The sequence below is a fragment of the Chryseobacterium sp. TB1-D10 genome (assembly GCF_059803555.1).
The window spans coordinates 23,382-35,507 of sequence record NZ_JAPFHB010000013.1 but is presented as its reverse complement, the minus strand read 5'-3'; the positions used below and the strand labels follow the sequence as shown (position 1 = coordinate 35,507).

The 12,126-nt window shown below is 35.0% G+C and carries 18 protein-coding genes and 1 tRNA gene; 12 read left to right on the top strand and 7 right to left on the bottom strand.

The genetic code is table 11. The features are described 5' to 3' along the window. Positions 1-11 precede the first annotated feature (11 nt). The 10 genes from OPU68_RS16110 to OPU68_RS16065 all read left to right on the top strand — a co-directional run bounded on the left by OPU68_RS16110 (position 12) and on the right by OPU68_RS16065 (position 6,535). Positions 12-812, top strand: coding sequence for an enoyl-CoA hydratase/isomerase family protein (locus OPU68_RS16110; protein WP_498474982.1), 801 nt, complete (start codon positions 12-14; stop codon positions 810-812). After that, positions 813-1,226 carry a hotdog fold thioesterase gene (locus tag OPU68_RS16105; protein ID WP_498474981.1) on the top strand — a complete coding sequence of 138 codons (414 nt, stop codon included), beginning with the start codon at positions 813-815 and terminating at the stop codon, positions 1,224-1,226. Between the two features lie 204 nt (positions 1,227-1,430). Further along, on the top strand, positions 1,431-2,048 hold the full coding sequence (locus OPU68_RS16100; protein ID WP_498474980.1) for a hypothetical protein: 618 nt from the start codon (positions 1,431-1,433) through the stop codon (positions 2,046-2,048). Position 2,049: 1 nt separating this feature from the next. After that, entirely contained in the window at positions 2,050-2,265 is a 216-nt protein-coding gene (locus tag OPU68_RS16095) for a hypothetical protein (RefSeq protein WP_498474979.1), read from the top strand. A gap of 64 nt (positions 2,266-2,329) precedes the next feature. Next, positions 2,330-2,665: a hypothetical protein gene (locus OPU68_RS16090; RefSeq protein WP_498474978.1), complete on the top strand. Its 336-nt coding sequence runs from the start codon at positions 2,330-2,332 to the stop codon at positions 2,663-2,665. A 2-nt stretch (positions 2,666-2,667) separates the two neighbouring features. After that, positions 2,668-2,958: a winged helix-turn-helix domain-containing protein gene (locus OPU68_RS16085; RefSeq protein WP_498474977.1), complete on the top strand. Its 291-nt coding sequence runs from the start codon at positions 2,668-2,670 to the stop codon at positions 2,956-2,958. Positions 2,959-3,325: 367 nt separating this feature from the next. Continuing rightward, positions 3,326-4,162, top strand: a complete 837-nt coding sequence (locus OPU68_RS16080; protein ID WP_498474976.1) for a metallophosphoesterase — start codon at positions 3,326-3,328, stop codon at positions 4,160-4,162. Between the two features lie 10 nt (positions 4,163-4,172). Next, positions 4,173-4,529 carry a Coq4 family protein gene (locus OPU68_RS16075; protein WP_498474975.1) on the top strand — a complete coding sequence of 119 codons (357 nt, stop codon included), beginning with the start codon at positions 4,173-4,175 and terminating at the stop codon, positions 4,527-4,529. A gap of 151 nt (positions 4,530-4,680) precedes the next feature. Beyond that, positions 4,681-6,075 (top strand): DUF4153 domain-containing protein, encoded by a 1,395-nt coding sequence (locus tag OPU68_RS16070; protein ID WP_498474974.1) that lies wholly within the window; start codon positions 4,681-4,683, stop codon positions 6,073-6,075. After that, the gene (locus OPU68_RS16065; RefSeq protein WP_498474973.1) at positions 6,038-6,535 is read left to right on the top strand and encodes a hypothetical protein; all 498 of its coding nucleotides are present in this window, start codon (positions 6,038-6,040) and stop codon (positions 6,533-6,535) included. Before OPU68_RS16070 ends, OPU68_RS16065 begins: the two co-directional genes overlap by 38 nt. A 130-nt stretch (positions 6,536-6,665) precedes the next feature. Here OPU68_RS16065 and aroQ read toward each other — a convergent pair whose 3' ends face one another. The 7 genes from aroQ to OPU68_RS16030 form a co-directional block, all read right to left on the bottom strand. Further along, a complete protein-coding gene (gene aroQ / locus OPU68_RS16060; protein WP_498474972.1) occupies positions 6,666-7,073 on the bottom strand; it encodes a type II 3-dehydroquinate dehydratase in 408 nt (135 codons plus the stop codon). A 79-nt stretch (positions 7,074-7,152) separates the two neighbouring features. Continuing rightward, positions 7,153-7,752, bottom strand: coding sequence for a hypothetical protein (locus OPU68_RS16055; protein ID WP_498474971.1), 600 nt, complete (start codon positions 7,750-7,752; stop codon positions 7,153-7,155). 4 nt (positions 7,753-7,756) lie between these two features. Then, positions 7,757-8,377, bottom strand: a complete 621-nt coding sequence (locus tag OPU68_RS16050) for a hypothetical protein (RefSeq protein WP_498474970.1) — start codon at positions 8,375-8,377, stop codon at positions 7,757-7,759. 170 nt (positions 8,378-8,547) lie between these two features. Next, positions 8,548-8,619: transfer RNA gene (locus OPU68_RS16045), tRNA-Glu, on the bottom strand. A gap of 13 nt (positions 8,620-8,632) precedes the next feature. Next, positions 8,633-8,887: a 30S ribosomal protein S20 gene (gene rpsT / locus OPU68_RS16040; RefSeq protein ID WP_028123610.1), complete on the bottom strand. Its 255-nt coding sequence runs from the start codon at positions 8,885-8,887 to the stop codon at positions 8,633-8,635. A gap of 230 nt (positions 8,888-9,117) precedes the next feature. Further along, positions 9,118-9,933 (bottom strand): anti-sigma factor, encoded by an 816-nt coding sequence (locus OPU68_RS16035; protein ID WP_498474969.1) that lies wholly within the window; start codon positions 9,931-9,933, stop codon positions 9,118-9,120. Between the two features lies 1 nt (position 9,934). After that, positions 9,935-10,543 (bottom strand): RNA polymerase sigma factor, encoded by a 609-nt coding sequence (locus OPU68_RS16030; RefSeq protein WP_498474968.1) that lies wholly within the window; start codon positions 10,541-10,543, stop codon positions 9,935-9,937. A 383-nt stretch (positions 10,544-10,926) separates the two neighbouring features. Between OPU68_RS16030 and msrB the strand changes: the two genes are divergently transcribed. Next, positions 10,927-11,397, top strand: coding sequence for a peptide-methionine (R)-S-oxide reductase MsrB (gene msrB, locus OPU68_RS16025; protein WP_498475039.1), 471 nt, complete (start codon positions 10,927-10,929; stop codon positions 11,395-11,397). Between the two features lie 111 nt (positions 11,398-11,508). Then, complete coding sequence (locus tag OPU68_RS16020; RefSeq protein WP_498474967.1) at positions 11,509-12,078, top strand: fasciclin domain-containing protein; 570 nt, start codon at positions 11,509-11,511, stop codon at positions 12,076-12,078. Positions 12,079-12,126: the final 48 nt, after the last annotated feature.

The window sequence follows — 12,126 nt, the reverse complement described above, 5'->3', positions numbered from 1 at the left end:
AATTATGTAAAATGAGTTATACACAAATAGAAATAGATGCCCAATTCGACGGAAAATTGCAATTGATCTACCTCAACCAGCCGGAAAGTTATAACAGTTTAACCAAAATAATGCTTTCCGAATTGCGAAACGCCGTCCACAAATTTAGCGAAGATGAAAATGTACGTTGCGTTGCGATTGCCGGAAAAGGAAAAGCATTTTGTGCCGGTCAGAATTTAAAGGAAGCTTTGAGCTTTGGCGAAGATGAAGATGATCGGGCAATTCAGCGTTTTGTTATAGAATATTATAATCCTTTGGTTTTAGAAATTGTAAAATGCAGAAAGCCTGTGATTGCTTTGGTCAATGGTCCTGCAGTTGGTGCCGGTGCAATGCTGGCTTCCATTTGTGATTTCACTTTGGCTGTAGAAAGTTCTTATTTCTCATTTGCATTTGCGAACATCGGTTTGATTCCTGATACAGCCGGAACTTACTTCTTACCAAAATTAGTTGGGAAGCAGTTGGCAAGTTATCTGTCTTTCACAGGGAAAAAAGTGCCTGCGCCTGAAGCTAAGAAAATGGGCTTGGTTGCTGATGTTTTTCCAGATTCTGAATTTGTGGAAAAATCAATGGAAGTTCTTACGCAACTCGCTCATTCAGCAACGACTGCTCTTTATCTGACCAAAAAAGCTTTCAGTAAATCTTATGATTTTACATTGAAAGAGCAGTTGGATTATGAATCCATCATTCAGCAAGATGCGGCAGAGACCGAAGATTTCCGAGAAGGTGTAACCGCTTTTATAGAGAAACGTTTACCAAATTACAAAGGAAAATAAATGACGCCGAAAGAAACCGCCGAATATATATTCGGGAAAGACCTTTTTTCTCAATGGTTGGGAATAGAACTTATTGATATTAAAACAAATTACTGTCTCATAAAAATGCCCGTGAAATCAGAAATGATAAATGGTTTGGGAACTGTTCACGGTGGTGTAACGTTCGCTTTTGCAGATTCTGCGCTGGCTTTTTCATCCAATAACACTGGCGAAGCTGCAGTCGCACTTAATTGTTATATCAATTTTACAAAAGCCGCGAGAGATGGCGATGTATTGACTGCCGAAAGTATTTTGCTGACAGATACTAGGAAAACTGCAGTCTATGATATCACGATTAAGAATCAAAATGATGAGGTTGTTGCAGGTTTCCGGGGAACCGTTTACAAGATTGGTAAGAAAGTGACGGAATTGTAAAATAATTATTTGGGCAGCTTAATCCGTCTTCCGTTCCCAATCTTTTTTGCCTAGGCTTTTCCAGCATCAAAAAAAGGATTTCCACTCAAGCCGGGCTGCAGATTCAACGTTTAAAATCCAGCAGCGGAAGAAATATCAAAAAACTTCAAAATTAATTTTGGAGTTTTAAAATAAATTGTAGCTTTGTAATTCAAAGTTCTTTTTATGGAATCTAAAAATTATCAGGAAGAGTTGGCGCATATCCGTCAGATGATGGAACGCAGCTCAAGATTTATTTCATTGAGTGGATTGTCCGGCGTGATTGCGGGAATCGTGGCGTTGCTGGGTTCCGTGTATGTTTATTTCATTTTCCAAAGAGAAGGCGTTGATTATTTTGATGGTGAACGTAATATCTACGGACCAGCTTTGGCGAAGGAATTATTCTTTGTCGCTTTGGTGGTTTTGATTTTAGCGATTTCCAGCGGTTATATTTTCACAGCCAGAAAAAGCAAAAAGAAAAACCTGAAAATCTGGGATTCAATCACAAAGAAATTGTTATTCAATTTTGCAATTCCCTTAGCTGCGGGCGGGATTTTTTGTATTGCACTTTGGTATCATCATTATTTTCCTTTAATTGCGCCTTCAATGCTTATTTTCTACGGATTAGCTTTGATTAATGCAGAACGATATACATTGAGTGATGTCAAATATTTGGGAATTTGCGAAGTCGTTCTTGGAATGATTGCACTATTCTGGCTTGGTTGGGGATTGATATTTTGGGCGATTGGATTTGGATTTCTGCATATATTTTATGGGATTTTGATGTATAGGAAATACGATTAAAATGTCAGAAATTTTAAAATATATTTTAATTGGACTCGCTAGTGTTTTTGGATTGTTCACAATCGGTGCGATTGTACTAAATATTATGATTGCCTCTGCTTTTGGAGCTTTTGATAAAAATTATTCAGTTTCAGAGTTGAAAGAAGAATATTATTCAAATGAAAAAGAAATTGATGAATTGATTTTGTATTTCAATAAGATTAAAACCAAAAGATAAAATTGTCTCAATTGAGTTTAAAGATGATGAAATTATTGGAAGACTTGCAATTCAAAATAATGGTGTGGGGAAAAAGTTTTTTCAAAGTTGGGATTTTAACAAAGAAATATTACTGACGCCAGACCTTAAAAATATGCTTAATTGGGATTTGGAAACAATTGAAATTCTTAAAGAAAAATTATATAAAGCAGATTGTATTTCAATAGAGGACGGCGAACCTATTAAGATAGGATTTAAGATAAGTGGTATGGGAATGTATTCATTTGATGTTTTTCAAAATAAGCTAACGGATAGAAATAATTTTAATAATAATTGTAATTATATTTTAGTCAATAACAAATTCGCATTAGAATACGGAGGTGGGGCAGTCGGACCACAATGTTTTCAAAACTTTAAATAAAAATGTTAAACATCAATCAACTCAACAAAGAATTCGAAAGTCGTGTAAGATTAGGCATTATGTCCGTTCTCATGGTCAACGATTGGGTTGATTTTACCGAAATGAAAAATCTCTTGAACGCCACCGACGGAAATCTTGCCAGCCACAGCACAGCTCTGGAAAAAGCAGAATATATAGAAGTGAAAAAAGAATTCGTAGGCAAGAAACCGAGAACATCTTACCGCGTGACGCAAAATGGTAGAGATGCTTTCACAGAACATATCAATAACCTGGAAAAATTGTTGGGAAGATAACTCCCGATTTTTTTTGAAAATTAACTTTGTGATTCAAAGGACTTTATAGTATGAAAAAAGTAATGCTTATTTATTTTTCTTGTAGTTCGGTAATTGGTTTAATAATGTTTTTAATGAGCTATTATTCTGAAAACTCTTTTGACCCTATAATATTTGTTTTACTGATAGTAGTTAACGCAATTATTAATTTGATTTTTATTCTTTTCCAGGCAACGATGATTTATGTGTTTCCTGAGAATAGACAAGAATTTTTAAAATCAATTATTATTCTTTTTTTTAATTTTCCATTTATCGTCATTTATTGGATTCTAATCATTCTTAGTATTCAAAAAATTTTACCCTCAAACTTTGAAATTCAAAGCAAAATATGACCCGAAAATCATTCATCAAAAAAACATTATTAGCAACCGCAGGATTGTCTTTATTCTACAGTTGGCAAGTCGAACCTTTTTGGCTGGAGTTTGTCCATCAGGATCTACTAATCAAAAATCTACCTTCAAAACTTCATAACAAAGTGCTGATGCAGATTTCAGATTTGCACGTCGGAAATCGCTTCGATTATAATTTCCTGATTGATTCTTTCAAGAAAGCAAAAGTTTACAAACCAGATATCGTGGTTTACACCGGCGATTTTGTCTGTTGGGAAAATAATCCTGAACAATTTGAACAACTGAAAATCGTAATGAAAGAAGCCGTTCTCGGAACGTTAGGAACCGTTGCGATTCTAGGCAATCACGATTATGGCGCAGAGTGGCGTGAAGAATATGTGGCTGATGAAATTTCAAAAATTATCACCGATTCCAAAATTCAAATGCTTCGTGATGAGAAAGTTGATATTTCCGGACTCAATATTTTAGGTTTTGAAGAATTATGGGGAATGAATTTCCACCCGGAAAACCTGACCAAAACCATCAATCCAGACAATGCCAATCTTGTCCTTTGTCACAATCCCGACGTTTGCGATTTGGATGTCTGGAACGATTATCAAGGTTGGATTCTTTCCGGACATACACACGGAGGACAAGCAAAACCTCCATTTCTTCCTCCATTAATTTTACCTGTGAAAAACAGAAAATACACTTCCGGAATTATTGATTTAGAAGATGGAAGAACACTTTACATCAACCGAGCTTTGGGACATTCGTATCAAGTCAGATTCAATTGCAGACCGGAGATTACACTTTTTACCTTGAAATCTATTTAAAATAAAAATTATGAAAAAAATCCGTATTCAATTTTTGCTTTTCGTTTATGACAATACACAAAAGCTTTATAGAAAATATTTTAAGAAAAAGAAAAGGGAATGGGCGTTTTCCCAGCAACAGTTATTGGCTTTTGAAGAAGATACTTTGGGTAGAAAACTTGGTGAATTCTACAAAAAACACGGTTTTATAATGATTCCCAAAATGGAAAATCACGACGTTCATCACTTGCTTACAGATTGTGGAACCAGGTTCGAGGAGGAAATTGCAATGCAGTTTTTGCTTTTGGGAAATGGAAAAATGAATGCTCATCTTCTTGGGAAGTCTCATTCTTCCGGAATATTTCAGGATTTATATCCAGGCCTATAAGAAAGGAAGGAGTATGAGATCTTTCCACTACTGGGATTTTGAGAAATTACTTTCCCACAATTTTGAGAACATCAGAGATTTTGTTTACCAAAAGGAAACACCAGTTCTTTATTAGAATCTATTTACTATTTAAATAATAAACATTATAATTATGAAAAAACATCATCTTATCTTCATCACAGTTTTGGCAGTTGTCATCCTTTTTTACAAAGAATACATTGCCCTCAATCTCGGAATTTTTGGAATATTGCTAAGTATTTTGACATTTATACAAACCAAATCTGAGTTTCGAACCAAAACATTTCTAACACTTTTTGTCACTTCCATTTTTTCATCATTTGCTTTTGCCTGGTTTGGCGATGCTGTTTCTTTCGTTGCCGTTTTCGTTTCGGTATTTTTATTAAGATTCAAAGGAACTTACCCGAAACTAAAACCATTTCTCTACATAGAAGTTTTATTAATCAATCTAATTTCATTTGTAGGAAGAGTTTTCAACACAGAACAATGGTTCGAAAAACCAAAAGAAGGTAGCGGTTTCGGAAAAAAACTGATTACATTTATCTTAATTCCTGGAATATTAATTACAATTTTTCTCTGCATCTATTCAGCAGGAAGTTCACATTTCGACCAATTTTTCAGTGAGATAAAATTGGATTTCAGTTTTTTTGACATTATTTTTTTGGCTATCATTGGATTTTACGTGGGTTTTATTTTCTGGAATTTCGGTGTGGAAAGATTCATATTCAAACAGAATAGATATTTGAATGACGACTTTTCAGGATTAATAAAAATTCAAAAACCAACATTTTCTTTTCTCGACATCGATTCCGAAAGAACCAGCGGATTGATTTCCTTTTCTGCACTTAATATTTTGCTTTTGGTTTTTATTATGACTTACAACTACGAACAGTTTTTTGAAGTCACAAAATCAGCTGACGGATTAAGTGCAGAAACTCACGAACGTGTGAACTCCGTGATAATGTCTATCATAATGGCGATTCTTGTGATTCTTTTCTATTTCAAAAGAGGATTTAATTTTGATGAAAAAGCAAAGTCTCTGAAAATTTCTGCAAAAATCTGGATTGTATTAAATGCTGTTTTGGTTATTTCTGCTTCCCTCAAAAACTCAGAATATATTATCAATTTTGGGCTAACTTACAAACGTCTGGGTGTTTATGCTTTCCTCACCATGGCTTTGATTGGTTTGATTTTCACTTTCATCAAAATTCAAAATAAAAAGACTAATGCTTTCCTTTTCAATAAGATGTTCTGGGCTTCATATGGCTTGATTTTGGTTTGCAGTTACGTCAATTGGGGCGGAATTATCACGGCCAATAATATTAAAAGAAAGAATTTTGCGGATAATTACCACTTAGTTTCCATCAATTATAATGAAAAAATATTGTTGGATTATGCTGAGAAAACCGGAAACTCCGAAATGAAAAATCAACTTACAGATAGAATCGAATCTTATCAGAAAGAAACTTTCCTCTCAAAAATTTTATATTATGAAACGATTAATCTCGACAAATCAAAAAGTAAATAGTTTAAAATATCTGGCATTAATTCCATTATTTCTGGTAGCCTGTAAAAAAGAACCTGAAGAAAAAGACGCAAAAATCGATACAGTCACGACGATTGAAAAACCGATTGATTCTCTTTCTGCAATTGTAAAAACGGAAAAAGAGTCGAATCAAAATATCATTACAGTCGATGCTTCAAAAATGCCAATCCGATTAAATCTGGAAATCAAAAATCCGAATGATCAAATCATTTTGAAATTGGAAAATCTCAATCAGCCAAAAATAAAAGGTTACGTAAAAACTGAAAGTCCAATGAATGTAAGAATCAATCAGATCCGAATGCCTGACAATACTTTTGACGGACCTTTCGGGCCAACAATCGAATACGATACGAAACAGAAAGGAGAATATTGGCTGATATTTGCAAAGAACAATATGGCAGATGGCGAACCAGTCGGCAAATTCTTTATCAAAATCGAATAGTGAAAATTAAAACCACATAGGCACATAGAAAAATCGAACAGATTTTATAACAAAAAGAGAAAATAGAACTTTAGCTATTTTCTCTTTTTTGTTTTAAGATTAATAAAAATCTATGTGTCTATGGTTTAATTCATTTCAAACTTTGAAGCGCCAATCGATAACCTTTCATTCCAAAACCGGAAATCACAGCATCGCAGCTTTCCGCCGTCACAGATTTCTTTCGGAATTCTTCGCGCTTGTAAATATTGCTGATATGAACTTCAATTTTTGGTTTGTTGATATTCTTAAGACAATCAGAAATTGCGTAAGAATAATGCGTAAACGCACCGGGATTGATGACTACAGCTTCGAAGTTATCTTCCTGTAAACGGTTGATTAGCTCGCCTTCAATATTGGATTGATAATAAAAAATATCATGACTACTGAATTCATTTTTCAAATCCGAAAGATAATCTTCCATAGAAACAGAACCATAGATTTCGGGTTCACGCGTTCCTAGTAAGTTGAGATTTGGGCCGTTTATGATGAGGATTTTCATATGATTCGATTATTAATGTAAAATTAAAAAATCCCCAGAGATTTCTAAGGATTTATTTATAATAAGAATTTGGTATCTGTTATTTAAAAAGATTATTAAGATCTTTCTGAGCTTTGTCAATCTTTTCATTTGCTGCCTTCTGGGTTTCTTCTGTTCTTTTTTTGAAATCTCCTGTGGCTTTTTCAGCTGCAACTTTGGTTTCTGCAACTTTTTTATTTGCGTCTTCTACGAGTTTTGCTTTTTCAGTATTTACTCTGTCTTTTATTTCTTTGGCCGTATTGTCTATTTGTGCGTTGGCTTTTCCTGTGATGATGCTATCAGATTTTTTGATGACACTGCTGACAATATCAGATGATGGTGTACTGAGGATTTGGGTAGATGTCACTAGATTATTTTCATATTCAGCCTTCACTGTCCCGCCTTCCGCGACATAAACTTTTTTGGACTCAACATATTTGTCCTGCGCTTTCTGTAATTCTACTTTTGCCGCTTCTATCCTTGCCGGATCTTTGCTTGCAACCGCTTCCTGGTAATTTTGCTGTGCAGTAGCCAGTGCTAGTGCCGCATCTTCATAGGACTGGGTGAAATCTATTTTCACATCTGACGTTTCGTTTTTTTTGCAACTGTTGGCTGTCAGTAATAATCCAGCTAAAGCCAATGACATAAGTGTTTTTTTCATTCTATTATTGATTATTAATAATCTGTTTTGTTAATTTTTGTAATTCGGCATTCTCATCGGATTGGGAAATGTCGCCATTTAGCCTTTTTATTTCCAAAGTATTGACTTGTTTTGCCAGACTTAGGTAGGCTAAATATTTTTCTAAGATTAATATTTTCTTTTCAGAACTTGCGTTGGCAGCATTAGCTCCTTTCACGAAAGTCTGCAGATTGTCGTTACACAAAATATATGCCTGAAATGCATTTGATAAAAAATAATCGCTGACAAGAGAATTAGTTTCCAGATTGGTGTAAAGTTTCGGAAGTTCCAACGGTGAATACTGAATGATCTCTGAAACATCCACTCCTTTTTTAGCAGGATTGAGATACATTCCTTTGGTCTTCATTTCGCTGTTTTCCAGTGAAAGATTGGTGGCGTCCAAAAGTTTTACAAGATTTTCTTTTTGAGTAATGTCGGACAACATTGTGTTAAGACTGAGGGCAAAAAAGAAACCGATAAAGGTTGAGATCAATGAAATGAAAAATTCCAAAGTTCTTCCGCGTTTGCTTCGGAAATTTTCCAGTTTGGAAGAGTTGATAAGGAAGATTACAACTAGAACCAGAATGACTGCAATGATGATGTACATAAGTATTTTTTTGTCAAAGTTATTAAACTCATATCATATTCAAAATATTATAGATGAATATGCATTTTTTGATGGTGAAAGTCAGAGTAATAAACACACAGCTGGAAAGCCAACAGACATATGATCTTAAACCAAAAAAAATCCTTAGAAAAATTCTAAGGATTTTTAAGTAGCCCGTAGGGGAGTCGAACCCCTCTTACCAGGATGAAAACCTGAGGTCCTAACCGATAGACGAACGGGCCAAGGACTTTTATATTAAGCTAAGCTGTTTACGTGCTTAGTTAATTTGCTTTTTAAATTAGCTGCCTTATTCTTATGAATAATGTTTTTCTTAGCTAACTTGTCAAGTAAAGAGATTACTCTTGGTAATTGCTCAACTGCTACTGCTTTGTTCTCTTCTGTTCTAAGTGATTTCAAAGCTGTTCTTGCAGTCTTGTGATTGTATTTGTTACGAAGTCTTCTTACTTCGTTTTGTCTGATTCTTTTAAGTGCTGATTTATGATTTGCCATAACGTTCAAATGTGGGTGCAAAGATAAAAACTAAATTTTAATTTGCAAACTTTTTTTTGAAAAAATTTTAAAAATTTATTTTGCAGTTTCGGGAAGTATAAAATGATCGTCTAAGCTCTATGGATAAAGAATAGTTCTTTGTTTTTCCCTTATTGCGGTGCAAAAATATAAATTATTTTTAAAAATAAAAACTTTTGGGATAATTTTTTTAAAATTTTTGAAAAGGCGAATTAAATATTGCCGATTACAAACATATTTTCCATTGTAGGAGATGCGCTACCGCCCTGTTTTTCAAGGGTTATAGCAAAAGCTTGCGCTTTCGGGATATTTGCAAGAATTTCTCTGGTATCTTTTTCAGCGGAGTACATTCCGGCGCTTACAGGCTTGCCGTCTACAAGTGCCCAAAGCTGATATTGCATTCCTTCCGGTGCTTTTGGTAGGTTTTCTGCATTCAGATAAACGTTTTTAGAAGTCTGATCCCAATAGACAATTGCTTTGGAATCCGGATATTTTTCCACGCCTTTCAGCGGAACTGTTAAGATGTCCGGATTGGATAGGATCGCTAATTTCTCCTGGGATGTTTTCAAGGCGAGATCCTGTGATTTTTTCTCAGTCAGCAATTGTGCAATTTCCTTTTTGTTTTTGGAAATATCGTTGATCCAAAAGAAATTACCGACAATGCTTACAAAGAAAAGAACAGAAGCTGCAACTGCATATTTCTGCCAGTTAATTGCTTTGTTTGGGTAGATTTCCTGAGTGATTTCTCCAATCTTATATTCCGGTTTTTCAGAGAAAACAGGTCGGATTTCTTCATCAGTTTGTTCTTTCTGGATTTTGGTCCAGATTTTGGTTTCCAGATCGCTAGGTGGTGCTACAGCCTGAGCTGTTGCCAGATCTTCCAAAGTTTTTTGTGCTTCCTCATATGCTGCTTTTACTTCAGCACTGTTCTTCATAACACACTCCAATATACCCGCTTCCTCGGGAGAAGCAAGACCTAGAATATAAGATTCTAAGATTCCGGATGATATGTATTCTTCTACGTTCACTTTATTTATAATCTTGGAGTAGATCTTTCAAATTTATAAGAGCATTTCGCATCTTAGTTTTTATAGTACCTAACGGAATTTTCATTTTTTCCGATATTTCGCTTTGCGTGTAGCCTTGGTAATAAGCTAGATCTATCATTTCTCTTTTATCATTTTCCAGATTCGACAGCACATCTGTAAATCCAATAAAATCCGAGGACTTATTAGACGTGGAAAGTGCCGTACTGTTATATACGAAATCTGGAAGTGATTGGTTTTTGAGTTCGTTTTGGAAAGACTTGGATTTGAGATAATCTATCGCCGTATTCCTTGCAATATTAATCATCCATGTGTAGAATCTGCCTTTTGTAATATCATATTGATGGATAGAGTTCCATATTTTGACAAAGACATCCTGGATTATCTCCTCTGTATATTCTTTCGACTGCACAATCCGGAAAATCACACCATACAACGCACCGGAATAGTGGCTGTAAAGGTGCTTGAATCCTGCTTCACTTTTTTTGCGTAACAGATTCAAAAGTTCTTCTTCAGAATAGGCTGTCTTAATAATCAATATTTTACAATTCAAAAGTAGTGAAATATTATAAATAACCAAATATTTTTTCATTTAGTTGCATTATTATCAATACAGATTGGTAATTCTTATATTTTGGGCAGCTTTTTCCGCCCTCCGTTCCCGCTATTTTTTGCCAGGAATCTTCCGGTACAAAAGGAACTAAAGTATTTCGCAAAAAATGAGCTCCACTCAGGTCGGGCTGCGGGTTTCAACATAAAATAAACATTCGGCATAAGAATGAACTTTCGTGATATCTAAAATGAAAGTGTTTTAGATAATGTCAATTTAACCTGTTGAAATTCCAGTTTAATGAAAGTAAAGTGGTAAACCCATAAAAAGTGACATCCAAATCCCTTTCGGCCTCGTAGATACTTATAAATATTTATATAATGAAAAAGCTTAAAAAAATATTCCTGGTAAGTTCTGTCGCTTTGATGCACGGCAATGTTGCTGCACAGTCTGCAAACTTCAGAACCAAAAATCCATATTACTCAAAAACGGAAACATCAAAATTGAAGGTCAGCAATGCCGAATGGAAAAAAATCCTGAAACCGGAACTTTATCAGGTAGCCAGAGAAGCAGCAACAGAAACTGCATTCACCGGAAAGTTTTATGAATTTGATGAGAAAGGAACTTACTACTGTGCTGTTTGTGGCAATGCACTATTTCTTTCGACTTCGAAATTTGCAACAACCTGCGGCTGGCCATCATTCTATGAGCCCATTCGGAAGAGCAGCGTTATCTACAAAAAAGATAATTCGTACAATATGACAAGAACAGAAGTGCTCTGCGGCAGATGCGATTCTCACCTGGGACATATCTTTGATGATGGACCTGCTCCAACTGGAAAGAGATTCTGTATGAACTCTGTTTGTCTGGATTTTGTTCCCATTGCTAAAAAATAATCGTCTGATAATTAATGATTTAAAATAAACATTCAATTTTTTCAATCCAAAAGTAAATTAAACTCGTAACTGCAATTAACACACAAAATATTAACGTAAAAAATTATCGAAATGAATTCAAGAACAAAAATCGCAGCCTTCGGAATGATCGCATTATCATTCGCATTCAGTGGAAATGTAGCTGCACAGGCAATGAAAGAAAAAACAGTAATGGTAGGTGGCGCAGCAATGTATCCTTCCAAAAATATTGTTGAAAACGCAGTGAATTCCAAAGACCACACAACTCTTGTTGCTGCTGTAAAAGCTGCCGGATTGGTAGAAACGCTACAAGGCAAAGGTCCATTCACAGTATTGGCACCAACCAACGAAGCTTTTGCAAAACTGCCGGCGGGAACTGTTGAAAGCCTCGTAAAACCGGAAAATAAGGAAAACCTTACCAAAATATTGACTTATCACGTACTGGCAGGTAAATACAGCGCAAAACAAATCTGGGCGGCTGTAAAAGCTGGCAACGGAAAAGCTGCAATGAAAACTGTTGAAGGAGAAGATGTTACGTTCTGGACAAAAGGAAATGACCTTTATATAAAAGATGCGAAAGGAGGAAATGCGAAAGTTACTATCGCAGATGTAAACCAATCAAATGGCACGATTCATGTTATCGACACAGTATTGATGCCTTAGTGATTATTTAAAATAACATAAGAATTCTTGTGTTATTTTTGTTTTATA